This window comes from Halorubrum sp. Ib24 (genome assembly GCF_002252745.1).
Taxonomy (GTDB): domain Archaea; phylum Halobacteriota; class Halobacteria; order Halobacteriales; family Haloferacaceae; genus Halorubrum.
On record NZ_NHOX01000014.1, the window covers coordinates 24,779 to 46,272 of the forward strand.

General features: G+C 69.9%; 25 protein-coding genes, 1 tRNA gene and 2 pseudogenes. 15 read left to right on the forward strand and 13 right to left on the reverse strand.

What is annotated here, in order from left to right:
- Window positions 1-71: 71 nt before the first annotated feature.
- Together DJ82_RS02790 and DJ82_RS02795 are read right to left on the reverse strand one after the other, a co-directional pair.
- Window positions 72-938 (reverse strand): PHP domain-containing protein, encoded by an 867-nt coding sequence (locus tag DJ82_RS02790; protein WP_094522006.1) that lies wholly within the window; start codon window positions 936-938, stop codon window positions 72-74.
- A gap of 376 nt (window positions 939-1,314) precedes the next feature.
- Window positions 1,315-2,262, reverse strand: coding sequence for a permease (locus DJ82_RS02795; protein WP_094581016.1), 948 nt, complete (start codon window positions 2,260-2,262; stop codon window positions 1,315-1,317).
- A 161-nt stretch (window positions 2,263-2,423) separates the two neighbouring features.
- Here DJ82_RS02795 and DJ82_RS02800 point away from each other — a divergent pair, with 161 nt between their 5' ends.
- The 5 genes from DJ82_RS02800 to DJ82_RS02820 are packed head-to-tail and all read left to right on the forward strand — an operon-like array spanning window position 2,424 to window position 5,321.
- Window positions 2,424-2,603, forward strand: a complete 180-nt coding sequence (locus DJ82_RS02800; protein ID WP_094522008.1) for a zf-TFIIB domain-containing protein — start codon at window positions 2,424-2,426, stop codon at window positions 2,601-2,603.
- Window positions 2,604-2,605: 2 nt separating this feature from the next.
- Window positions 2,606-3,310, forward strand: a complete 705-nt coding sequence (locus tag DJ82_RS02805) for a hypothetical protein (RefSeq protein ID WP_094581017.1) — start codon at window positions 2,606-2,608, stop codon at window positions 3,308-3,310.
- 9 nt (window positions 3,311-3,319) lie between these two features.
- Window positions 3,320-3,661 carry a hypothetical protein gene (locus tag DJ82_RS02810; RefSeq protein WP_094522010.1) on the forward strand — a complete coding sequence of 114 codons (342 nt, stop codon included), beginning with the start codon at window positions 3,320-3,322 and terminating at the stop codon, window positions 3,659-3,661.
- 58 nt (window positions 3,662-3,719) lie between these two features.
- Window positions 3,720-4,253: a nucleoside deaminase gene (locus DJ82_RS02815; RefSeq protein WP_094557225.1), complete on the forward strand. Its 534-nt coding sequence runs from the start codon at window positions 3,720-3,722 to the stop codon at window positions 4,251-4,253.
- Between the two features lie 27 nt (window positions 4,254-4,280).
- Window positions 4,281-5,321: a carbohydrate kinase family protein gene (locus DJ82_RS02820; protein ID WP_094527903.1), complete on the forward strand. Its 1,041-nt coding sequence runs from the start codon at window positions 4,281-4,283 to the stop codon at window positions 5,319-5,321.
- 18 nt (window positions 5,322-5,339) lie between these two features.
- Here DJ82_RS02820 and DJ82_RS02825 read toward each other — a convergent pair whose 3' ends face one another.
- Window positions 5,340-6,167 carry a BtpA/SgcQ family protein gene (locus DJ82_RS02825; protein ID WP_094581018.1) on the reverse strand — a complete coding sequence of 276 codons (828 nt, stop codon included), beginning with the start codon at window positions 6,165-6,167 and terminating at the stop codon, window positions 5,340-5,342.
- An 82-nt stretch (window positions 6,168-6,249) separates the two neighbouring features.
- Here DJ82_RS02825 and DJ82_RS02830 point away from each other — a divergent pair, with 82 nt between their 5' ends.
- Entirely contained in the window at window positions 6,250-6,696 is a 447-nt protein-coding gene (locus DJ82_RS02830) for a hypothetical protein (protein WP_094527901.1), read from the forward strand.
- 106 nt (window positions 6,697-6,802) lie between these two features.
- Here DJ82_RS02830 and DJ82_RS02835 read toward each other — a convergent pair.
- A pseudogene (locus DJ82_RS02835) lies at window positions 6,803-7,654 on the reverse strand (cbb3-type cytochrome c oxidase subunit I); the annotation flags it as partial.
- Between the two features lie 69 nt (window positions 7,655-7,723).
- Between DJ82_RS02835 and DJ82_RS02840 the strand changes: the two are divergent.
- The gene (locus DJ82_RS02840; protein WP_094523432.1) at window positions 7,724-8,164 is read left to right on the forward strand and encodes a MoaD/ThiS family protein; all 441 of its coding nucleotides are present in this window, start codon (window positions 7,724-7,726) and stop codon (window positions 8,162-8,164) included.
- Window positions 8,165-8,348: 184 nt separating this feature from the next.
- On the opposite strand, the gene DJ82_RS02845 is transcribed toward DJ82_RS02840, so the two are convergent.
- The 5 genes from DJ82_RS02845 to DJ82_RS02865 all read right to left on the reverse strand — a co-directional run bounded on the left by DJ82_RS02845 (window position 8,349) and on the right by DJ82_RS02865 (window position 10,218).
- The gene (locus DJ82_RS02845; RefSeq protein WP_176451425.1) at window positions 8,349-8,660 is read right to left on the reverse strand and encodes a HalOD1 output domain-containing protein; all 312 of its coding nucleotides are present in this window, start codon (window positions 8,658-8,660) and stop codon (window positions 8,349-8,351) included.
- 239 nt (window positions 8,661-8,899) lie between these two features.
- Window positions 8,900-8,984, reverse strand: a tRNA-Leu gene (locus DJ82_RS02850).
- Window positions 8,985-9,069: 85 nt separating this feature from the next.
- Window positions 9,070-9,423: a ferredoxin gene (locus DJ82_RS02855; protein WP_094581019.1), complete on the reverse strand. Its 354-nt coding sequence runs from the start codon at window positions 9,421-9,423 to the stop codon at window positions 9,070-9,072.
- A gap of 100 nt (window positions 9,424-9,523) precedes the next feature.
- Complete coding sequence (locus DJ82_RS02860) at window positions 9,524-9,763, reverse strand: hypothetical protein (protein ID WP_094581020.1); 240 nt, start codon at window positions 9,761-9,763, stop codon at window positions 9,524-9,526.
- Entirely contained in the window at window positions 9,760-10,218 is a 459-nt protein-coding gene (locus DJ82_RS02865) for a DUF5796 family protein (RefSeq protein ID WP_094523441.1), read from the reverse strand. Before DJ82_RS02865 ends, DJ82_RS02860 begins: the two co-directional genes overlap by 4 nt.
- Before the next feature lie 137 nt (window positions 10,219-10,355).
- On the opposite strand from DJ82_RS02865, the gene DJ82_RS02870 reads away from it, so the two are divergent.
- The 7 genes and pseudogenes from DJ82_RS02870 (at window position 10,356) to DJ82_RS02900 (ending at window position 15,059) form a co-directional block, all read left to right on the forward strand.
- On the forward strand, window positions 10,356-11,606 hold the full coding sequence (locus DJ82_RS02870) for a hypothetical protein (RefSeq protein ID WP_394338182.1): 1,251 nt from the start codon (window positions 10,356-10,358) through the stop codon (window positions 11,604-11,606).
- Window positions 11,607-11,729: 123 nt separating this feature from the next.
- A complete protein-coding gene (locus DJ82_RS02875; protein ID WP_094581021.1) occupies window positions 11,730-12,059 on the forward strand; it encodes a hypothetical protein in 330 nt (109 codons plus the stop codon).
- Between the two features lie 53 nt (window positions 12,060-12,112).
- Entirely contained in the window at window positions 12,113-12,673 is a 561-nt protein-coding gene (locus DJ82_RS02880; RefSeq protein WP_094581022.1) for a hypothetical protein, read from the forward strand.
- Window positions 12,674-12,794: 121 nt separating this feature from the next.
- On the forward strand, window positions 12,795-13,706 hold the full coding sequence (locus DJ82_RS02885) for a shikimate kinase (protein ID WP_094581023.1): 912 nt from the start codon (window positions 12,795-12,797) through the stop codon (window positions 13,704-13,706).
- Window positions 13,707-13,733: 27 nt separating this feature from the next.
- Complete coding sequence (locus DJ82_RS02890; protein ID WP_094581024.1) at window positions 13,734-14,027, forward strand: chorismate mutase; 294 nt, start codon at window positions 13,734-13,736, stop codon at window positions 14,025-14,027.
- Window positions 14,028-14,199: 172 nt separating this feature from the next.
- Window positions 14,200-14,520, forward strand: a complete 321-nt coding sequence (locus DJ82_RS02895; RefSeq protein ID WP_170938244.1) for a hypothetical protein — start codon at window positions 14,200-14,202, stop codon at window positions 14,518-14,520.
- Window positions 14,521-15,059, forward strand: a pseudogene (locus DJ82_RS02900) (hypothetical protein).
- A gap of 248 nt (window positions 15,060-15,307) precedes the next feature.
- Here the strand turns inward: DJ82_RS02900 and DJ82_RS02905 are convergent.
- Entirely contained in the window at window positions 15,308-15,604 is a 297-nt protein-coding gene (locus DJ82_RS02905) for a DUF3006 family protein (RefSeq protein ID WP_094581025.1), read from the reverse strand.
- A complete protein-coding gene (locus tag DJ82_RS02910; RefSeq protein WP_094522016.1) occupies window positions 15,601-17,055 on the reverse strand; it encodes a lamin tail domain-containing protein in 1,455 nt (484 codons plus the stop codon). The genes DJ82_RS02905 and DJ82_RS02910 overlap by 4 nt, the downstream gene beginning before the upstream one ends.
- A gap of 249 nt (window positions 17,056-17,304) precedes the next feature.
- On the opposite strand from DJ82_RS02910, the gene DJ82_RS15170 reads away from it, so the two are divergent.
- Complete coding sequence (locus DJ82_RS15170) at window positions 17,305-17,790, forward strand: hypothetical protein (RefSeq protein WP_241881391.1); 486 nt, start codon at window positions 17,305-17,307, stop codon at window positions 17,788-17,790.
- Window positions 17,791-18,510: 720 nt separating this feature from the next.
- Here the strand turns inward: DJ82_RS15170 and DJ82_RS02920 are convergent.
- Together DJ82_RS02920 and DJ82_RS02925 are read right to left on the reverse strand one after the other, a co-directional pair.
- Window positions 18,511-20,508: an ATP-binding protein gene (locus DJ82_RS02920; protein ID WP_394338183.1), complete on the reverse strand. Its 1,998-nt coding sequence runs from the start codon at window positions 20,506-20,508 to the stop codon at window positions 18,511-18,513.
- The gene (locus tag DJ82_RS02925; protein ID WP_158217271.1) at window positions 20,501-21,403 is read right to left on the reverse strand and encodes a helix-turn-helix domain-containing protein; all 903 of its coding nucleotides are present in this window, start codon (window positions 21,401-21,403) and stop codon (window positions 20,501-20,503) included. Before DJ82_RS02925 ends, DJ82_RS02920 begins: the two co-directional genes overlap by 8 nt.
- Window positions 21,404-21,494: the final 91 nt, after the last annotated feature.

A 21,494-nucleotide genomic window follows, 5' to 3' on the forward strand; every position in this document is an offset into this window, starting at 1 on the left:
GCAAAAACCCCGCTCCCCTGGCGGTCGCCTCGCCGGGCTCCGACCGCGGGCTCACCGCCGTCGCGGTCGCCTCAGGTGATCCACGAGAGGACCCGTGCCGCGCGGTGGGTGCCCTGAATCGCCGCGACCCGGGCGGCCGAGAGCGTCTCGGCGGCCCCTCGCCGCGCCGCGGTCGCGCTCCGGACCGCGCTCGTTCGGGCGTAGTAGCCGGACTTGCGCCCCGCGGCGCCCACGTAGTGCTTCGCGGCCATCCGGATCGGGGCGCGGCGACCGTCGACCGTGGTCGTCCCCTCCCGGATCGCGTCGAGGACGTCGTCGGCGGTGACGTCGGCGACCGATTCGCGCCCGTCGACCGCCACGTCGGTGAACGCTCGGCCGACGTACTCCAGGTGGTGCGCGTCGCTGGCGGCCACGCCCGGGTAGTCGTACTTCGCGGCGAAGCGCCGCGCGCGGCGGTTCCGGTAGCCGGTGAACAGCCACGCGTTGAACGTCTCGACGGCGTCGACCTCGTCGATCCCGTCGCCGTCGGCGACGAGGACCTCCTCGTCTCTCGTCTCCGGGACGGGGATGTTCCGCTGTCGGACGCCGTGACGCGAGCGCTGGAAGGGGTGCGGGACGATCGCGACTCCGCCGCGCTCGTGGATCCACGCGATCGTCTCGTCGTAGGGGCGCCGGCGCGGCGGCATCCGCTCGACGCCGACCGCCAGCAGGTGGCCGTGCGCGGTCGACACCTCGACGCCCGGGATGCCGATCAGGCCGTACTCCGGGGCCAGTTCGGCCGCCCGCTTCGACTCGCCGATCACGTCGTGGTCGGTGATCACGACCGCGTCGAGACCGATCTCCGCGGCGTGCTCTAAGATGAGCTCGATCGGCTCGTGGCCGTCGTAGCTCTCGTCAGAGTGAACGTGGGGGTCGATGCTGACCGTGACGCTGGACACACCCGGAGTAGGCGACGGGAGATACTTAAATGCGCGAAGGACGTCCGACGCTCAGTTATCACGAAACCCTGCCGCGGCGCGCGCCTCCGAGCGGTCGCCCGCGGCGACCGCGAGGAGCGCGTGCGAGGGAGTCAGTCGCCGGAGCGAAGCGGAGGCGACTGACGAGGCTGGGGAGGCGTGAGGCTGCGGTCGCGGTACGGGCTTTGGAGCTGTTCGTCAGCGGTCCGAACTCAACTATTTATAAACAGGCGGCTGGCGCTCTGGAAGAGCTCTGGAAGGGCTCTCGAAGCGCTCTGCGAGCCGTCCTCGATCGGTTCTCACTGAGCGCACTCGACTCCGGAAGCGTATCCCGCGACGGACGCAAGTTATAAAACGTTCAGTCGAACAGCCCTCTGATTCTGTCGACGACCGACCCCTCCTCGTCGCTCGCCTCGGACTCCTGGCGCTGTTGCTCCCGGAGCTCGCGGAGCTTCGCGGCCTGGTCGTCGGTCCCCGAGCCGCTCGCGGTCTTCTTCTCGCCGCCCTGGAGCCCCTTCAGCTCCGAGACCGCGTCGTTGACGGTCCCGGACTTCGTCCGGGTCTCCGTGGCGGATCCGGCCAGCTTCTCGCGGTCGACGTCGACGTCGTCCACCGCGCTCGTGTCCAGTTCCAGCCGGCGGGTCTCGGTGCGCTCGACGCCGCCCCACGTCAGCTCCGCGTCCTCCAGCTCGCGCTCGATGTCGGCTCGGACCTCGGCGTCGGTGACCGCGTCGCCGTCGCCGCCAGCGCCCCCGGCGGTCCCGTCGTCGCCGACGGCGCCCGCGGCGGACCCGGCTCCGGCCGCCGCCCCGGCCGCACCGCCGGCGACGCCCGTCGCGCGCTCGACGCGGTGGGCGACCAGCGCGCCGCCGGTCGCGGCGATGACGGCGACGAGCCCGAGAGTGTACACCGCGACCACCTGCGCGCTGTAGTCGGTGTCGGGAACGTTCCAGTAGTACGGGTACGCCCAGGTGAACAGCCCGACGGCGACGAGGGTGATCGCGGTGCCGACGCCGGCGAGGTACACCATCCGCCGGTCGACGGGGAGCAGTACGACGACGCCGAGGAGGAGTGCGGGCAGCCCGACCGCGGCGGCGACGGCGGCGACCTCCCGGACCGCGTACGTCGACAGCGCCTCGGACGGGAGCGTCGCGCTGTAAAAGAAGATCGCGACGCCGACCAGTCCGAGCCCGATCCCGGCGAAGAAGAGCCCGAACCCCGCGTACACGTCGATCGCTCGGTCGGGGTCGCCGACGTAGCGCCGGTAGTACTCCAGCAGGCGGTTCTCCGCGTTCGATTCGCTCATACGGGAGGGTCGCCGCCGACTCTAATGATTGTTACCCCGCGAGCCCGCGGTCGCGCCGCGGGCGGCGCGAAGCCCGACCGCGTCACCCCCGGTCGCGTCGCTCCGCCCGCGTCACCCCGTGCGCTTTTGAGGGCACGGGTCCACCGTTCAGGCGATAGCCCGTGTCACTCGACTGCCCTCGCTGCGGAACGACGCTGTCGACGTTCGCGCTCGGCGGGGCGACGGCGGTCGCCTGCGACGACTGCGGCTACGCCGGCGTCGAGGCCGACCACTCGGGCGAGCCGCGACTCGCCGAGAGCTGGGAGGAGGCGTTCGCGCGCTTTCAGGAGCAACACGACTGACCATGCCGACCATCGAGATCACCGACGACGACCGCGACCGGATCGAGGCGCTCCGCGAGGAACTGACCGCGGCCCACGCCGGGCCGTACGCCTCGGTCGACACGGGGGGCACGCTCGCGTACCTCCTGGACTTGGCCGACGCCGTCGACGACCCCGAACGCGAGGCGGACCCGGCCGCGCTCGGCGGCGATCGAACGGACGACGCGGCGCGCGCGGCCCCGGGAGACGAGACGGCGTTCGACCGGGATCGCACGCGCGAGCGGCTCGAGTCGCGCCCGCGCCGGCACGGCGATCCGGACGCCGCCGAGGAGGCGGGCCTGTACGAGATCGCGGCCGCGTTCGACGTGACCGGCCGCAGCGACATGACGAAGGCGGAGCTGGTCGACGCGGTCCTCGACGCGGCCGAGTCGCTGTCGGCGGACCCGTTCTCGTGGGTCGACGTCGACCTCGGCGACGACGCGTCCGAACCGGCTCCCTCCGACGAGAGCGAGACGCCGGAGCCGGCGGACGACGGGGCGGAGACCGAGAGCGAGGGCGACGCCGGCGCCAGCCAGCTTAACGCGATGATGAGCCTCCTCGACACCCACGACGACAAGTGGCGGGAGGCGGACGGCGACGCGCGGTACGAGGTCGAACTGCCCGACGGCGACGTCGAGACGGCGCGCACCAAAGACGACGTGCGCGCGGTGCTGTTCAGGAACTACTGACGCGAACCGATGGGACTGCTGTCCAGACTGCGCGCGTGGATCGGCACGGTCTTCGGCGGCGACGAGCGCGGCGAGTCGCCGGCCGAGGGAACCGCTGACGACGAGAGCGGTGCGGATGAGAGCGACGCCGACGGGAGCGACGCGGGCGACGAGCCGACCGGTCTCGACCCGAGCGCCGCGACCGAGACCAGAACCGCGGCGACCGACGACGCCGTCGACGCGCTCCGGGACGTCAGGCGATCGCACGACGGCGCCCCGGCCGGCGGTGAGACGGAGGTCGACGCTGACGAGGTCGACGCTGACGGGGTCGACGCCGACGGGGCCGGCGGCGACGACCGAGACGCGCCCTGATCGCTCCGTCGCCGTCCGCCGCACGAAACGTTAGGTGCCCCGGCCCGAACGCCCCCGTATGACCGACCCCAACGACGGCGACCGCGAGGCCGAGAGCGACGCCGACGGCGAGGGTGCGGCCGCCCGCGACCGCGCGTTCGTCGACCGGACGATCGAACTCGCCGAGGAGGCGGTGGAGCGCGGGAACACCCCGTTCGGGGCGCTCCTCGTCGTCGACGGCGAGGTCGTCGCCGAGGCGCGCAACGAGACGCGGACCGAGGACGACCTGGCCGCGCACCCGGAGCTGACGCTCGCGCGGCGCGCCGCCCGCGAGTTGGACCCCGACGAGCGGGCGCGCTGCACGATGTACGCCAGCACGGAGCCCTGTCCGATGTGCGCGACCGGGGTCCACTACGCCGGGCTCGACCGGGTCGTCTTCGGCGTCTCGGGCGAGACGCTCGACGGGCTCACCGGCGGCGTCGTCACCGTCCCCTGCGAGGAGGTGATCCGCCGCGCCGGCGGCGAGACGACCGTTGAGGGGCCGATCGCGACCGAGGCCGCGATGGCGCTCCACGAGTCGTTCTACGGGGCCGGACCCGCGGGGGAGTCGTAGCGTGCGGGGTCGACACCCGCCGGCGCGATGACCGGCGACCCCGAGACCGTCGTGGTCGGCGCCGCGGCGATAGACGAGTGGTACGCCGTCAGCAACATCCCCGAGCCGGACGGCGGCGCGTTCGCGGGCGAGGTGACGAGCGCGTTCGGCGGCGTGGGCGCGAACGTCGCCGTCGCGCTCGACCGCCTCGGCCGCGACGTCGGCCTCGTCAGCCGCGTCGGCGACGACGAGTACGGCCGCCGGGCGCGCGAGTACCTCGCCGAGACCGGCGTGGACGCCTCGCGCGTGCGGGTCGGCGACGACCCGTCGACCCGGTCGCTCATCCTCAGCGCGCCCGACGGGGAGCGCGCGATCGTCACGACTGGCGAGAGCTTCCGCGAGCTCCGGCTCTCGACCGCCGACCGCGAGGCGATCGCCGCGGCCGACGTCGCCTTCCTCACCGGCTACACGCCCGACGCGGTCTCGCGGGACGTCCTCGGCCTCGTCGAGTCGGCCCGCGACCCGCCCGCGCTCGTCTTCGACCTCTCCGGCCCCGTCGAGGAGCTCGTCGGCCGCGGCACCGAGCCCGAGACGATTCACCGACTCCTCCACGCCGCCGACCTGTTCGTCGCCGGCGACGTCGCCGCCGCGGCCTACTTCGGAGACGAGGCGGCCGCGGTCGAACGGGGCGCGGCCGCGCAGCGGGCGCGAGTCGACGCGGGCGGCGCGGTTCCCGGCGGCGCCGAGGCGGACTGGCCGCGCGCCGTCCTCACGCACGGCGCCGACGGGATGACCGTGATCGCCGACGGAGCGGTCCGGCGGTTCGAGGCGTTCGACGTGGACGTGGCCGACGCGACGGGGGCCGGCGACGCGTTCGTCGCCGGGCTGATCGATCAGTGGGTCGCCGGCGGGCGCGACGGGGCCGGCGGGCGCGACGGGGCCGGCGCCGACGCCGCGGGCTCCGAGAGCGTCGCGGACGGCGTCCGGTTCGCGGCCGCGGTCGCCGCGATCAACTGCACGGAGCGGTTCGCGCAGGGCGGGCTCCCGACCCGCGAAGCGGTCGCGCGGTTCCTCGCCGAACGGGACTGACCCGGACCGAGGGCGACCTCAGCGCGCCTCGTCGGCCCGCGAGACGAGCTCGGCGACCCGGTCCGCGTCGACGGGCGCGGTGGTCTCGCCGCCCTCCTTGAGCGCCGTGCCGACGATGACGCCGTCGGCGACCGACAGCGTCCCGGCGACCGTCTCCGCGCTCACCCCGCTCCCGACGAGGACCGGCGTGTCGAGCCCGTGCGCGTCGCGCTCGGCGACGACCGCCTCCAGCGCCTCCGGGTCCGCCGCCTCGCCGGTTCCCCGTCCGGAGGCGATCACGGCGTCGGCGAGCCCGCGCTCGGCGGTGTCGGCGAACGACTCCGCGGTGTACCCCTCGGCCGACAGCGGGGCGGAGTGTTTCACGTCGGTGTCGGCGAACACCCCGACGTCGACGCCGAGCGCGTCCCGGAGCCGGAGCGTCTCGTGGGCCCGCCCCTGCACGACCCCCTGGTCCGTGACCCGCGCGCCGGTGTGGACGTTCACCCGAACGTAGTCGGCGCCGACCGCGGCCGCGACGGAGAGCGCGGCCTCGGCGTCGTTCCGGAGGACGTTGATACCGAGCGGGAGGTCCGTCTCGTCGGCGACAGCGGTCGCGGCGCGGGTGACGGCCGCGACGACGTGTTTCGGGGCGTCGTCCGGGTAGAAGGGGGCGTCGCCGAAGTTCTCGATCATGATCCCGTCGACGCCGCCGCCGTCGAGGGCGCGGGCGTCGGCCGCGGCGCGGTCGAGCGCGTCCCGCATCGCGCGGGCGCCGTCCGCCGGCGCCTTCGGCGCGCCCGGGAGTGGCGGGAGGTGTACCATGCCGATCACCGGCGCGTCCGTGCCGAAGGTGGCCTCGAACTCCATGTCACCCCCAGCGACGCCCGCTCCCCTCATAAGCCTCCCCACACGGTTTAGTCGGTCCGGGTCGAACTCGGGACGAACGGTCATGAGCCTTGACGTCGACGCCGACCCCGTGACCCGGAGCGGCGAGCTGACGCTCGTCCTCTCGCTCGGCGCTGCGCGGCGGCTCGCTGACCCCGAGGCGGCGTTCGCCGAGGCCCGCCGGTGGAGCCGGTACGTCGGGATCGTCGCGAACGACGCCGAAGCTGTCGAGCGGTTCGTCCGCGAGCACGGCGTCGAGAACGACTACGCGCTCCGCAACTGGGACAAGTGGGGGACGCTCGGCGACGTCTACGACGAGGCCGACACGCCGCGGCACGTCTTCGTCGGGACCTCTCCGTCCGACCGCCGCGTCGCGACCCACGTCGGCTTCGAGTACCGCCCGATCGGCGAGGCGGCCGAGAAGGCCGACTGGGAGCTCTCCGACCCTCGCTCCGCCGACGACTCGGGGTTCATCGACCGAATCCGCCGCGCGGTGAGCGACCGGCTTTGATGAGCGACCGGCTTTGATGAGCGACCGGCTTTGATGAGCGGTCGCTCCGTCGCCGACGGAACTGGATTCTAAACAACTGATCGAGGATTAAAACCAAGGTTTCCGGTCAGTCGTCGTCGCCGCCGACGATCCCCTCCGCGACGGCCATGTCGTCGACGGTCGGGTCGTCCTCGGAGCGCCGGAGCGCGAAGCGCTTCCGAGCCACGTCGGCGGCGTAGACGGCGGTACCGGCGATAAGCAGCGTGTCGCCGGGGAGCCGCGCCCAGAACAGCGACTGGACGAGCGGCCGCTCGTAGAACGCGAGGCTCCGGGCCGCCGCGTAGCTCTCGGTGAACGCGACGTCGAGCTGGAGGAACCCGACCGGGAGCACGGAGACGAACACCATCAGCGCGAGCCCGACGTTCCAGAGCCAGAACGACGCGCGGAGCCACGAGCCGTCCCAGCGCTCGGGGTCGATCGACAGCTGGAGCACGTACGCGACCATCCCGAGCGCGAGGAACCCGAACGCGCCGAACATCGCGGCGTGGGCGTGGCCGACGGTGAGGTAGGTGCCGTGCTCGTAGTAGTTGACCAGCGGGAGGTTGATGAAGAAGCCGAGCACGCCTGCGCCGACGAAGTTCCACACCTCGCTGGCGACGATGAACATGAACGGGAGCGTGTAGGTGAACCCGCCCGAGGCGGTCATCGCCCGGTACTGACCGATCGCCTCGTAGAGGATGAAGATCAGCGGGAGCAGCTCCAGCGTCGAGAAGACGCTCCCGATCGGCGCCCAGTAGTCGGGCATGCCGACCCACCAGTAGTGGTGGGAGACCCCGATGACGCCGGTGCCCATTACCAGCAGCGCCTGCAGCATGACCGACTTCTCGGCGCTGCGTCGGGTGAGGAGGTTCATCGAGACGAGCGTGAGCCCGATGATGGTGACGATGAAGAACTCGAAGGCGCCCTCGACCCACATGTGGCGGCGGCCCGAATGGTGCCGAACATGTTCGTAACGGGGCTTACGCCCCGAGACGCCTTACAGAACGGTATGACCTCGAGTCAGCAGGCGGCAGAGCCCGCCGTCGAGAGCGCGCCGGACGCCGCGGCCGGAGGGGAAACGGAAGCCGAGACGACGGTCACGGTGCGCTGTACCGGGCACGTCCGCACGGAGCTCGGCGAGTACGAGTTCGAGTACACGTTCGAGGGCGACACCCTCCGCGCGTTCCTCGACGAGCTGTTCGAGGAGTACCCCGAGCTACAGGACATGCTCATCGCCGAGACCGAGGCGGACGCGACCCACAGCGGGTGGGCGCCGGCGCCCGAGGAGCTTCCCGGCACGTGGACGAAGAACCCGGTCGGTGAGCAGACCACCGCCTACGCCCGGATCCTCGTGAACGGCCACTTCAACGAGAACGAGAACGGCTTCGACACGACGTTAGAAGCGGGCGACCGCGTCGCCCTCGTCTACCCGTTCATGTTCTGTTGTTAGTCGAATTGCGTCGGTACGGCTCCCCGGAAACCGCTTCTCTGGACGTACTCACGACCGAGTCACTCCGTTCACTGACGAGTGAGGAGGGGCCGGTATTCTGGACCGGCCTGGTAGTCTGGAGCGACAGATAGACCAAGAGGAGCCTGGCGCTCGGGTGGCGGCCGGTAGTCGCCGCCGTTCGAAGCTACTTCGCGAACGCGGCCGGTTCCTCGTTCGGGACGAGTCGGAGCCACCGGTTCTCGACGACCTCGACCGTGTATCCCTGATACTGGAACGCGAGTCGATACGGCGTCGAGGATTCGCTCGCGTGGCCGACGAACGAGTCCAACGCCTCCGGATCGACGCTATCCCACAGCGGTTCGAGGTCGCCCGGGTCTCGGTCGGTCAAGTCTGCAATACTTTCGACTACTGTATAGCTCGTAGACTGATCGGCGGCCTCGTTCAGATCGACTTTGTACACAGGGACGTCTCCGTCCCGGTTTGTTTCAATATCCATTGTGGCTGTATTACAAGACTCGGGTTACGATTCTAACACAGACTGTCAGGGACCGAGGCATAAGTCGTTTGCACCGGATATATTTGGCCAGAATACTGACATAATCTGTCGGTGAGCGCCGCGATATGCTGGGGAAGGGATTCGAACCACGGTCACGTCGCTCGCTACGCTCGCGTCGCTCCCTGATTCGAACCCCTTCTCGGCCCAGTGCTGTCGCTCGCGGAGTGCTCGCGACAGCATGCGGGGGAAGGGATTCGAACCCTCGAACCTCTACAGGAGCGGATCTTAAGTCCGCCGCTTTTGGCCAGGCTCAGCCACCCCCGCGCGGATTTCGGTTCCGGCGGCGGGGTGAAACCCCTTTCGGATAGGCGGCGCCGTCCGGAGGCCGGTCCGTCGGTGGCGGTCCCCGTTACCAGTCGACCGAGAGCGTCCCGTCGCCGTGCGGGTTCGGCGCTATCTCCTCGTCGGTCCGCCGGTCGACGACGTGGATGACGCCCCGTTCCTTCTTCGCGGGACAGACCTCCGCCGCCCTTACGTTCTCCTCCAGTTCGTCCTCGCCGATGTAGTACGACCGCGGCTGCGCCATCCCGCTCTGGATGTCCATCACCCAGTTGTCGGCGACCTCGGCGCACTTCCCCGCTCCGAAGCACTTGTTCGCCTCGAACACGATCTTGTACGGCTTCTCCTCGACCGGCGGCCCCTCGCCGCCGATGTCGCCCGCGCGCACCGCCTCGTCGCCGTCGGCGTCCGCGTCCTCGCTCATACCTGCCCATCGGCGACCGCTGGACTTTCGTCTGTCGGTCGTTCCCCGCGAGTGCAGCCCGTTCCGGAGGCCGGGGGCGCGCCGCGGCTCGGCCCCTCGCTCACGCGTCGACGTGCTCCGCGAGCAGCCGCTCCGCGTGTTCGGCCGAGTCCGCGAGCTCCCACCGCACCTTGGCCGCGTCCCCGTACGCCAGCGCCTCCTTCAGCTCGTCGCGGAGCACGCCGGCGCCGAACCCGACCGTGTCGCCGTCGGCGTCTCCGAGTTCGTACAGCGCGTACCGAGTCGGGGCGCTTCCGACCGTCGAGCGGTCGAGGTCGCGCCAGGGCTTCGCGAGGCTCACCGGTGCGCGTCGAGCCCGTCCTCGGGGCCCTCGACGATCTCGAAGCTCCCCTCTGTCCAGCCGTCCTCGACGAAGACGAACACGCGGCCGCCGGCGATCTCGGGGTCCGCGATCACCTCGTTTCGCTGGTCGGTCCGGCCGACGATCACGCCGGGGAACACCTCTTCCCGCTCGCCCTCCTCGACCATGACGCGACCGACGCCGGAGTCCTCCAGGATCTCGTCGTCGGTGTTGTAGTCGTTGACGTAGGTCATCACGCCCTCGGTCTCGGTCGGGTCGGTGACGAGCACGTGGGTCTCCTTGCCGGGACCGGCAGTCACCGAACCCTCCACCGCGTCCGGAGCGCCGCGGTAGAGGGTCGTCCGCCCGTCGAGGTACTCGACGACGACTCCCTCCTCGCGGAGGTCGATCCCGATCGACGTCGGCGGGACGTCGCTGCGTGAAGGCGCTGACATACGCGCCGCTCGGGTCGCCCGCCTCAAAAGGGGCGCGCTCGGCGGCGGCCGGACGGTCCACGGCGACGTGCGGCGCGCACTCAGTTTCGAGAATCGGGCATCCCACATTTAAGTCCCCACCGACGGGAGAGTACCGTATGCAACGGACGCGACGGGGCCTGCTCGGCGCCGGCGTCGGGATCGCCGCCGGGGCCGCGGGGTGTCTCGGCGTTCGCGGCGTCGAGTACCCCGACGCGGCCCCGGACGCGACCGACGGCGACGACGGCGAACCTGATCCTCCCGGCGACGAGCAACTCGACGACCCCGATCCGGTCCTGAACGAGTCGCTCGCGGCGGCGACGCGGAACGTGGTCGACGACGCGGTCTGGTTCGCGACCGAGTACGCCGACGCGGTCGCGACGTACAGGGACGCGATCGCCGGCGTCGTCGCCGAGGTGGACGCCCTCCGCGCGGCGGCCGACGAGAGCGACGCGGTGACCGTCGAAATGGTTGACCGCTTGGACGCCGCCGCACGCGCCGCCGCCGATCGCGCGGCCGAGGCCCTGGAGCCGCACTTCCACCCGGAGGCCCGGATCCGCGGGCGAGCGCGGCGCCACGTCGAGGAGCTCCGAACGGTCCCGCCCCGGAACGACGTCGACCGGTTCTTAGAGGAGCTCGACCGCATGCGCCGAGGGTTCGCGAGCATCGGCACCGCGATCTACGTCGCGGAGGCGTTCTCCCGGGACCCGATCCACAACCGGCTGCTCGACCGACTGCTGTACCCCCTCCCCGAGGGCGACGAGCGGCGGCGGGAGGTCCGGGGGACCGCGTTCGTCGAGGTCGCGCTCGCGAGCCGCGGATTCGCGGCGTTCGCGCACGAGCCGTACGACGACGACCGGTACGACCGCTCCCGCATCCCGCGGATCTACGGCGGGGCGTTCGGGGCGGACCGGCGCGAGGAGCTCCGCGCCCGGCTGGGACCGATACCGCGGAGCGAAGACCGGACCGATGAGCTGTTCGTCGCGTTCGCGGACCGCCCGTCCGCCGGCAACCGTCCGAGCGAGACGTTCGAGGGGTGGGCCTCCGAGCTGGACGGAACGCCCCTGTACGTCCAGCGCTACCCGGACGCCGACACCGAGAGCGAGCGGCTGGTGGCGGTTCTCGCCGACGCGTCGACCGGAGGGCGGCACCGGATCGATCCCGGGCCACGGCCGCCGGGCTCGGACTTCTCCGGGGAATTGCTCGGCGGACGGCGACGGCGATCGGCCGGGACGGCGACGAGACCGGGGCGCGACGACGACACGCTCGTGGCACGGACTCTACCACGGACGAGGCCGGGAGGGCTGGAGGCGCTACGGCTTCGACGAGCACGCGAGGTCCAGTACGGCACGTCGGTGGCGGGCCGCTAGTTCCTGCTCGCCGGCCGGGTTCCCGGCGACGCGTGGGAGGAGCGCCCGGTGGCTGGGCGGCTTGTCGACGGCTGGGGGGGGCCGGTCTGATGAACGGCGAACGGGAGTCGGCTCACGGCGGCGGTGTTCTCAGTGGCCGGCGTCGGCGTCGGTCTCGTCGCCGCGGTCGGGACGGGTTGGGCGGAGGCCGCGCTCGCGACGGCCGCGACCGGCGAGACCGCGCGGTTCGGACCGGTGTTCGTCGCGCAGTCGTACCTCGCCGTCACCGCCGCCGCCCTGGTCGGCGCGCTGATATACGGGCTCCTCGTCGTCGTCCTCGTCGTCGCATCGCAGGGCGAGGCCGCCACGCAGGCGCACGGGATCGCCGACGCGCTCGGACCGGTGCTCACGACCGCGGTCGTCGCCGCCGTCGTCGGCGCGGCGTCCGGCGCGCTCGGGTCGGTGACGGGGTGACCGATGCGGGACCGAGACCCACCGCACCCTCGGGCGGCGGCGAGGAGGGAGCCGTGAGGCGATCGCTCTCTCGGCGGCGGTTGCTCGCCGCTTCCGTCCCCCGACTCCACGAGACAGCCGGCGCGGACGGGGGTGAGTCCGAGAGCGACGCCGAGACGGGAACGGACGAGGGGACCGACAGTGACGGCTCGACCGCCGACCGGTCCGAACCCGACCGAGAGGGCACCGACCAGGTCGACGACGATTCAGTCCCCGACGCCGTCGGTCCGGACGGCTCGGGGCTGGTCGTCGCGAACGCCGAGGTGCTCGACGTGGCCGACGAGGGGTACGAGACGACCGTCGACGCTCGGCTCACCGTCGAGAACCGGGGGCGGTCCACGTACGGTACGGTCGAGTTCCGCGCCGATGCGTACGCGACGCGCCCGAATTCGGCCGAGCGCGACTCGGCCGGCTTCGCGTACGACACGGAGCGGTTCCCGTCCGGAAACCGGTTCGGCGACGGGGTCCGCCGATTCGACGTCTCGATCACGTTCCGGAGTCGGGAGACGAACGTCCCGGCCGACGTGGACTGGTACGAGGTCGACGCCGCGGTGCGGCGCGCGGAGCCGGTCTGAGCCGAGCCGCCCCGGCCCCCCGTGCCGCGCCGTCGTCCCCGCGTGCTACGCCGCCGGCCGCGCCGCCGAGAGTCTCGCCGTGATCGCTACCTCTTTGTCCGCGCTCGCGAGCCGTAAGTGCATGGAGGGACGGGCCGCGGCGCTCGGCGCCGGCACCGTGTTGAACGCGCTCGCGACGGGCACCGGCGCGGCCTTCGGCATCGACGTCGAGACCCGGGCCAGCGTCGCGCTCGACCCGGCCGCCGAGGGCGTCGACGGGACCATCGCCGAGGACCCCGACGCGGACTCCGCCCTGATCGAGCGCTGCGTCGCGCTCGCGACCGAGCGGTGGGGCGACGGCGAGGGCGGCACCGTTCGGACCGACAGCGACGTGCCCCTCGCGGCCGGGCTCAAGAGCTCCAGCGCGGCCGCGAACGCGACCGTGCTCGCGACCTGCGACGCGCTGGGCCTGCGCGTGGGGGACGGCGGCGACGGCGCCGGCGGCGACGCGGACCCGGACGCCGACGTCACCCGGCTGGAGGCCTGCCGGCTGGGCGTGCGCGCGGCCCGCGAGGCCGGCGTGACGGTCACCGGCGCGTTCGACGACGCGACCGCCTCGATGCTCGGCGGCGTGACCGTCACCGACAACGCGGGCGACGAGCTCCGGTCGCGCGAGGCCGTCGACTGGGACGTCCTCGTGTGGACCCCGCCGGAGCGCGCCTACAGCGCGGACGCGGACGTGGCCCGCTGCGAGGCGGTGGCGCCGATGGCGGACCTCGTGGCCGACCTCGCGCTGGACGGCCGGTACGCCGAGGCGATGACCGTCAACGGCCTCGCCTTTTCGGCCGCGCTCGGGTTCGACGCCGATCCCGCGGTCGAGGCGATGCCGCGCGCGACCGGGGTGTCGCTGTCGGGCACCGGGCCGAGCGTCGTCGCCGTCGCGGACCCGACCGACCCGGCGACCGACCTCGACGCGCTCGCAGACGCGTGGGGCGAGCGCCCCGGAACGCTGCGGCGGACGACCACGAGTAACGACGGCGCGGCCGTCGAGTGAGCACACCATCGACCGATCCCACTACCAATGAGTGACACACCGAACTCTGAGGACCGAAGCCTCGACGAACTGCGACACGAGATCGAAGACATCGACCGAGAGATCGTCGAACTGATCGCCCGCCGGACGTACGTCGCGGACACCGTGGCGGCCGTGAAGGAGGAGCGCGACCTCCCGACGACCGACGAGGGCCAAGAGGAGCGCGTCATGGAGCGCGCAGGCGAGAACGCCGAGCGGTTCGACGTCGACGCCAACCTCGTGAAAGCGATCTTCCGGCTGCTGATCGAGCTGAACAAAGTTGAGCAGCGCGAGTCTCGGTAGCTACAAACAGGTTTCTTAGGCCGTTTGTTGCCGGTTTGGCTGCCGAATCACCTTCCGATAGCTGCTCTTTCGATTCAGACTCGATGAAAAACACCATGTCCGCGGTGGCTCCGAAGGATGTGGTAGTGACAAGAGGGCAAGCGTTTTGCCTCTGTGCTCACAATGTACACATATGAGTTCCGAGTCCGAAAAGAAGCGCGTCCAGTTCCGTGCACCGAGGGGACTAGTAAACCGGGCCGACGCGCTCGCTGCGGTGTTCGAGACGGATCGGACGGACATCCTCATCTCCGCGCTTCGGGACTACCTGCGGGACGCCGCGCACTCCGACGAGGTGAAACAGGAGATCGCGGAGGCCTTCTACGACGACGATATCACGTTCGAGGAACTGAAAGACCTCGTCGGGCACGAGGAGGCCGCCAACTTCCACCTGTTGAAAGAGCAACTGACCGACGAATTCGTGGACGAGGTCGCGGAGGAGCTGGCCGACTCGTAGATGGTTCTGATAGTCGCCGACACGTCGGCTCTCGTAAGCCTCGGGACGGTGGCTGGCAGCTCACCGAATCCACTCGACCTCCTCCTCGATTCGCACACCGTGGTCGTCCCAGAGCAGGTCATCGACGAACTCACCGAAACTGCGTCCTACGACGACGCATCCGGTGAGGCGGCACAGGCGGTTCTCGACCGTCGCTCTGCGTTCGAGACTCGTTCCGTCGAACTAGACGAGACGTTCCCCCTGGACGATGGCGAGAACGCGGCGGTTACGCTGGCGAACGATATCGACGCCGTACAACTGATCTGCGACGAATTCAATCGGCTTGCGCTCGTCCACGCCTCGCTGGCCGAGACCGCCTCGTCACGACGCCCATCCTCCTCACCGCGCTGGTTCGCAACGACGCAATCTCGCCGGACGCTGCCGACGAGTTCTTGGCCGAGATGAGTGACGCTCGCAGTTGGTCGTCGAACTCCTACGTCGAGCGGGCGCGGTCTACGCTTCGACAGCAACGCAATAACGAGCAACCCGATCCGAAGTGATCGACTCGTTAGACACGCGCTAGCCGATCGGAACGACTCTCCGTAGAGCAAGGGCATCTCACATAAATACGCCACCGATACACGCTCTTTGCGTCCTGAATTTTGTCGTATTGGACGTGTCGCTGGACACTATTTCAGAGATTCCATCATGGATTTCAGCTACCTGAACAAAACCGAGCAGCGGGAGCTTCGGTAGCTACACTTCTGATTAGAACGGATAGCGTTCGAAAACGGCCGGCTTCGGCCCGCTATTTGTCGTCGTCTTTCGGCGGTCGGCTCGATAACCGATCGAACCGGTCTTGCGCGGCCTCGGAACGGGACGACGTGCGGTCCGGGTCGTAGGTCGCGGTCGCGATCGATCCGTCCTCGACCTCCACGTCTAGGATCGCGTCCGCGTGTCGCCCGTCGTCCGGTAATCGGTCGACGCCGAGGACGACGTTACCGACCTCGTCGCCGTCGCGCTCGAAGAAGAGCGTCGCGAACCCGTCTTCGACCGCGTCAACGACCGCCGCGTACGTTCCGTCCGCGAGATCGATCTCGGTCATTCGTACGACTCCGCTAGCACGCGGTCCCCGGTAGCGTTTTCGACGATCACGGTGTCGCCGCCGTTGTTCCAGACCGGCGATCCGGCGCCCCAGTAGAGGTCGGTTTCGGTGTCGGTCCCGCTCCCCGTCCTGAGCGTCAGCGTCTCTCCGGGGGCGAGCGTCACCCCGTCCGGCATCTCGTACCGCTTCCCGGCCTCGTCTTCGACGGTCCACCCCGACAGGTCGAGCGTCTCGTCGCCCGCGTTCTCGAAGACGACGTACTCGTCGTTGAGGTTCTCGCGGTCGTCGCCCGCGGCGTCGGCGTTGATCGCCGCGACCGCGAGCGTGCGGTTCGAATCGGCGGCCGTCTCGTCGTCGCTCCCGCCGGAGCCGTCCGCGTCGTCACCGCCGTCGGTGACGGCGACCGCCCCGCCGCCGCCTATTCGGGCCCGTTCCACCACGTCACCGCCCGCTCCGGGACCGACCGGGTCGCCGTCGCGGAGCGACAGCGGTTCGGTCGGCGCGTCCCGCTGCGTCCGCACCGAGACGTTCGCGCCGTCGCTGACGAAGACGACGTCGCCGTGCGTCGCGGTCCAGTAGGTCGGTACCGAGCGGTCGGCGAAGCGCCGGAGGACCTCCTCGTGCGGATGCCCGTACTGCGAGTCGTAGGCGCTCGACACGACCGCGACCCGCGGGTCGACGGCGTCGACGAACGCCTCGCTCGAGGAGCTGCTCGACCCGTGGTGGCCCGCCTTCAACACCGTCGACCGGAGCTCATCGCCGTACGTCTCGACGAGGTACGCCTCCTGGTCGTCCTCGGCGTCGCCGGACAGCACGAAGCTCGTCTCGCCGTGCGCGATCTTGAGCACGACGCTGTTCTCGTTGCGGGCCTCGTTCTCGAGGTACGGCTCCGGGGGACCGAGCACGTCGACGTCGACCTCGCCGAAGGCGATCGAGTCGCCCTCGCGGGTCTCGTACAGCGTCACGTCGTGCGCCTCGATCGCGTCGAGGTACTCGCCGTACGTTCGTGTGCTTGCCGCGATCCCCGGATCGTAGACCGCGCCGATCCCGTCGGCCTCCGTCTCGTAGTAGTCGATGATCGCGGCGTTCCCGCCGATGTGGTCCGCGTCGTTGTGCGTGGTCACGAGGTGATCGATCCGCGTGATATCGTGCCGCCGGAGGTACTCCAGCACGTGTTCCCCGTCGTCGTTGTAGTGGCCCGTGTCGACGAGCATCGTCTCGCCGTCCGGTCCGACGACGAGCGTGCTCACGGACTGGCCGACGTTGACGAAGTGGACCTCCAAGGAGCCGTTGGCCGCGGCGACGTCCGCCCCGCCGTCGGTCGCCGCCCCGGTATCGGGCGTCGACCCGGTGTCGGGCGCCGGGTCACCGAGCGACGCGCCCGCGCACCCCGCGAGAGCGACGAGGCAGACGACGAGAAGCACGCGGGACAGCCCCCGAGAAGATGTCATTGTTCCTCATGAGAGACGTTTACCTGTAAAGTTGATCTAACGTGAAATATATCCGTTACTTGGAGCCGCGGTGGTGAGAGAGCCGTTCCGTTCCGTCGTTTCGCGCGTTCCGTTGTACCCTCTCGTGCGTTCCGTTGTACCCTCTCGCGCGTTCCGTTGTACCCTCTCGCGCGTTCCGTTCCGCCGTCCCGTTCAAACGGAACCTCCCCGCCGGGATTTTTGACGGCGCGCCCCCGAGTCGAGACCGACATGTCACGAGAAGTGATCTCACACACCGACGGCCACGTGTATGAGTTCGCGCGGACGATGGAGCCGGTCACGAGGCGCCGACGGGGAGTCCGCTCACGACGAGACCATCGACACCTGAACGGCGAGATCCAGAGCGACGACGACCTGCTGGACGCGATCCCCGAGGAGGTGAACGCGGCGACCGGTTCCGATCGGCCGTCGAGGGGCGGCCCGGCGACGTTTGCTCGCGTCAAGATCGGAGGACGTGCGCGTCGCAGAGACCGCGGGCGGTCCTCACGGCGCCCGGGTTCGGCCTCCTTGCAGGACGACCCGGGGATAGAGCATCCGGGCGGGACGGCGGATCACCTAAACGTGGCGGCGAGGGCACCGGAGCGAGCGGCGCTGGCAGCGGGAGCGACGGCGCTGGCGGCGGGAGGGCGCTGGCGACGGGAGCGACGGGGCCGCCGGCGGGAGACCCGGATCGAGTTCGAGGATCGACGTCGATGATCCGGTGATCGGCCACGATCGGGGTCGCCTACGCCGACGAGGCGATCTCGACTGCTGACGCCGACGACCACGGCGGGACCTCGACACGACCGACATGACCGGCCGGGACGACAGCGTTACTTTCCCGGTCTTCCAGGCGGGCGCGATGGCTCGCGATGGGCGATCCAGGCCGCGATGGCCGACGGCGAGATGTGCGGACCGGCGCCGAGATCGCCACCGAGATGACGGTGACTCTTTCCGTGGATCGGAGCCGGAGGTCCGCTCGACGCCCGCTCGTCGACACCGGCGACGGGTTCAAAAGACCGTAGGAGCGCCGAGACGATGGGCGGGGCGGTGGAGATCGCGACCGCGATATCTTCGCTTGCGTGGGCGCGCGACCAGGCCTCTTCAGGACCCGAGGTCTACCTGTTTCTGCAGCCTCGTCGGCGGCTGGAGATCAGTCAGGTGCGACCGAGGTGACGCGCGGAACGCGGTGCACGAGCGAGTACGCTCTCGTCCCCGTTCTGAGCGTCGCCGTCGCGGCCGACCCACCTCCGCCCTCCGCCGTCTAACGTCGCCGGGAACCGCCGGCCGCCTGAACCCGACGACCAGGCGCGCGGGAGGCGCCGCCGCGGCCGCGAGGAGCGGCGGACCGGCGGCGGAAGTCCGGCGGCGGAGCGCGGCAGTCCGACGACGGTGACCGGCGAGTCGAAGGCCGCGAGCGCCCCGGCCGCCGCCGGCTCACTCGTCGGCGGTCGGGCCGCGGTCGGCGAACCGCCGCGCCGCGTCGGTCAGGCCGCCGGCGTCCGATCGATCGGTGGTCTCCGCCGGGGTCTCGTCCGCGTCCGCGGCACCGTCGGGCGCGTCGCCGTCGCCGACGTCGGACCCGTCGCTGGTTGGGGCGCCGCCGTCGCCGCTGACGAGCGCCGCGTCGCCCTCGTCGCCCGGCGTCCGGTCTCGGCTCGGATCGACCGCCGAGGGGTCCGCGTCCGGCGGATAGCTCCGCTCCGCCGGCGGGACGAAGACCGTCTCGACCGCCCGGACGATCTCCCGGACGCTCTCCTCGTCGAGGCGGTCGGCGTACGCCTCCCGGATCAGGTCGGGGACGGCGTAAGCGTAGTGCCCGCGCCCGGCGTGCCGGATCAGCCCCGCGCGCCGGACCGGGCGATGGCGGCTGTAGGCGTGGCCGGAGTCGCCGTCGCCGCCGGCGTCGATGTGGGCGGCGACGGGGTCGCTGACGCCCTCGCGGCGGTAGTGACGGAGCATCCCTCGCGACAGCTCCGGGAGGGCCTCGATCCGGCCGCGGAGCTCCTCGATGACCGCCTCGCGGGTGCCGAGTTCGACCGCGTCGTCGAAGCGGAGCGCGCTCTCGGCCACGTCAGCGCGCGTCACGGGTTCGACGTCCTCGTCCGGCGGCGCGGCCGCGTCCTCGGGGTCGCCGTCGACGGCGGCGGGGGCGTCGGCGGCGTCGGAGGCGTCGAGGGCGTCCTCGGCGTCGTCCGCGTCCGCCGCGGTCTCGGTCGCGTCGTCGGCGTCCGTCCCTCCGTCGGCGTCGGATATGTCGTCGCCGTCGAGGGTCGCCGCGACCGCCTCGTCATACGATTTGAGGACCGACTGGTCCTCGTCACCGCCGTCACCGACCCTCTCGCCGGCGCCGACCGCAGACGGTTCGGTACCGGGCGCGGCCCCGCCGCCGCCCCGGTAGGGCGCCTCGGCCTTCCCGAGGAGCGCCTGCGCGAACTGGTCGGCCATGCTGCTCAGGTCGCGGGCCTCCTCCAGCTCGCGTTCGAGGTCGGCGATCCGCCGGTCCTTCTTGTCGAGCTCCTGCCGGAGATCGGCGATCTCCGACTCGCGGCGCTCCTTCTCGTCGGAGATCGACTGGAGCTCGCCGACGAGGTCGCTGGAGACCGACTTGAGCTCGGGGCGCTCGAAGTCGTCGAGCCCGGGCGTCGCGCCCGCGTCGAACGTCGCCTTGCGGTGGAACTGGATCCGGCGGATCGACTCGTCCCAGTCGGTCATCAGGAACGCCTCGCCGTCGCCGAGGTCCTCGACCGCGCTCGAGTACTTGGAGCCGAGTATCCGCCCGACCACCTTCGTGTCGTTGTCCCAGGTGAGCCGGTGCCAGCAGAGCCAGTCGCACTGCGTGATGAAGTCCTTCTTGACGTCGGCCGGGCGCTGGCTGATCCCGACGATGCCGAGGCCGTGTTTCCGGCCGCGCTTGCCCACCTTGATCAGCATCTTGCCCGTCTCGTCCATCCCGCCGCCCTCGGGGATGTACTCGTGGCACTCCTCGACGACGAGGAGGAACGGCTTCTTCATGCGCTTCTCCTTCGCGAACAGCTGTTTGACGACCTCCAAGAGGAGCTCGTTCGCGGTCTCCTCTTCGAGGTAGCCGGAGACGTCGAGGATGATCGGGACGTTCTGCTCCAACGCGAGGGTGGCGAGCTTCTCGGCGTGCTCCGGGGAGACGACGATGTCGCACTCGTCGTCGGCGCCGGCGTGGAGGATCTCGTACTCCTCCTTCAAACCGTAATATTCACCGTCTACGTCAACGATGAGAATACCAAGCGCCGAATCGAGGAGTTTCTCGGCGACGACCGAGGCGGTATTGCTTTTACCCGATCCGGATTTGCCCGTTATAAATCCCCGTCCGGTGAGCAGCTCCACTACTGGGAGTGAAATTTCCGTGTCCTGTTCCTGATCGACGCCGACAGGGATCTGTTGTTGAGCGTCAGTCATTTTGGTTCTCGTTTGGCGGCTCAATGGTATTGTGACACGAACGACAAAGCGTTACAAGGTTATCCAACGTGTTCGCGTCTTCGGGGGACTGAAACGTACGGATCGGCGTTTTGTGGTGAACGTCTAAGCCGATGTCAGTCCGGTTCCTGTGTTCGGACTGCGTGATGCCGCACCGTTGACATTCGTAGTCGTCTCGCCGAAGGGTCTTACGCCGCTGTTTCGCCCAGTTGTCGCCGTAGTATTCGTCTACACCACCCTCCCAGCGATGGTGTAGTTCTCCGGGCTGTGAACCGACTGTCCGGGTTTCAATTCCGTGGTCGTGTAACCAGTCATGGACTGTAGACGGAGCACAGTCGAGTTGCTCTGCTATCGCGTACGTACTCATTCCGTCCGAGAGATACATCGATCTGAGCTTCGATTCATCTTGAAGTGCTTTCGGCGTTTCCGGGTTGTACGACCGCGTTTCGATATCGTGACGATGTATCCACACCTCTATCGCTTGCCGACCACAGCCGAGTTCCGAGGCGACTTCGTCCATCGTCATCTCCGATTCGACGTACAGTTCACGTAACGTCTCCTCGTCGTGCCACGGCCGTTCCGGTCGCGTCCGACTCGTGTCGATCCCGAATTTGGTTAGCCAGTTGTGAACGGTTGCTTGACTACAGTCCAACTCGTCTGCGATGTCGGCTTCGCTCATTCCCTGTTGGCGGAGAGAGCGAAGTCGTTCCTCGTCTTCCGAAGGTCTGGATTTCTCGATGTCGTGCTTTTTTAACCAGTTCTCGACAGTCTTGCGGCTACAACCGAGTTGCTCACCGATCTCGCTCGTCGACAGGTCTTCTCCGATGTACAGCGATCGGAGGCGATCCGCCTGCCTCCACGGGGCTTCCTCGGTCATTTCAGACATCCGGTTCGCTCGTGAGTGAGAGTCCCGTTCATGCTGGGTACTAGTCATGTGATGTCACGTAACTCTTCAGGAGGTTGGAACA

Excerpts from the sequence above, each read along its gene's own strand:
- DJ82_RS02925 (WP_158217271.1), bottom strand. The coding sequence starts at position 21,403 with ATGACCGAGGAAGCCCCGTGGAGGCAGGCGGATCGCCTCCGATCGCTG.
- DJ82_RS15170 (WP_241881391.1), top strand. The coding sequence starts at position 17,305 with ATGTCACGAGAAGTGATCTCACACACCGACGGCCACGTGTATGAGTTC.
- DJ82_RS02855 (WP_094581019.1), bottom strand. The coding sequence starts at position 9,423 with ATGAGCGAGGACGCGGACGCCGACGGCGACGAGGCGGTGCGCGCGGGC.
- DJ82_RS02905 (WP_094581025.1), bottom strand. The coding sequence starts at position 15,604 with ATGACCGAGATCGATCTCGCGGACGGAACGTACGCGGCGGTCGTTGAC.
- DJ82_RS02825 (WP_094581018.1), bottom strand. The coding sequence starts at position 6,167 with ATGGAGTTCGAGGCCACCTTCGGCACGGACGCGCCGGTGATCGGCATG.
- DJ82_RS02895 (WP_170938244.1), top strand. The coding sequence starts at position 14,200 with ATGAGTTCCGAGTCCGAAAAGAAGCGCGTCCAGTTCCGTGCACCGAGG.
- DJ82_RS02815 (WP_094557225.1), top strand. The coding sequence starts at position 3,720 with ATGACCGACCCCAACGACGGCGACCGCGAGGCCGAGAGCGACGCCGAC.
- DJ82_RS02910 (WP_094522016.1), bottom strand. The coding sequence starts at position 17,055 with ATGACATCTTCTCGGGGGCTGTCCCGCGTGCTTCTCGTCGTCTGCCTC.
- DJ82_RS02870 (WP_394338182.1), top strand. The coding sequence starts at position 10,356 with ATGCAACGGACGCGACGGGGCCTGCTCGGCGCCGGCGTCGGGATCGCC.
- DJ82_RS02805 (WP_094581017.1), top strand. The coding sequence starts at position 2,606 with ATGCCGACCATCGAGATCACCGACGACGACCGCGACCGGATCGAGGCG.
- DJ82_RS02795 (WP_094581016.1), bottom strand. The coding sequence starts at position 2,262 with ATGAGCGAATCGAACGCGGAGAACCGCCTGCTGGAGTACTACCGGCGC.
- DJ82_RS02810 (WP_094522010.1), top strand. The coding sequence starts at position 3,320 with ATGGGACTGCTGTCCAGACTGCGCGCGTGGATCGGCACGGTCTTCGGC.
- DJ82_RS02840 (WP_094523432.1), top strand. The coding sequence starts at position 7,724 with ATGACCTCGAGTCAGCAGGCGGCAGAGCCCGCCGTCGAGAGCGCGCCG.
- DJ82_RS02865 (WP_094523441.1), bottom strand. The coding sequence starts at position 10,218 with ATGTCAGCGCCTTCACGCAGCGACGTCCCGCCGACGTCGATCGGGATC.
- DJ82_RS02830 (WP_094527901.1), top strand. The coding sequence starts at position 6,250 with ATGAGCCTTGACGTCGACGCCGACCCCGTGACCCGGAGCGGCGAGCTG.
- DJ82_RS02890 (WP_094581024.1), top strand. The coding sequence starts at position 13,734 with ATGAGTGACACACCGAACTCTGAGGACCGAAGCCTCGACGAACTGCGA.
- DJ82_RS02885 (WP_094581023.1), top strand. The coding sequence starts at position 12,795 with ATGGAGGGACGGGCCGCGGCGCTCGGCGCCGGCACCGTGTTGAACGCG.
- DJ82_RS02920 (WP_394338183.1), bottom strand. The coding sequence starts at position 20,508 with ATGACTGACGCTCAACAACAGATCCCTGTCGGCGTCGATCAGGAACAG.
- DJ82_RS02820 (WP_094527903.1), top strand. The coding sequence starts at position 4,281 with ATGACCGGCGACCCCGAGACCGTCGTGGTCGGCGCCGCGGCGATAGAC.
- DJ82_RS02845 (WP_176451425.1), bottom strand. The coding sequence starts at position 8,660 with ATGGATATTGAAACAAACCGGGACGGAGACGTCCCTGTGTACAAAGTC.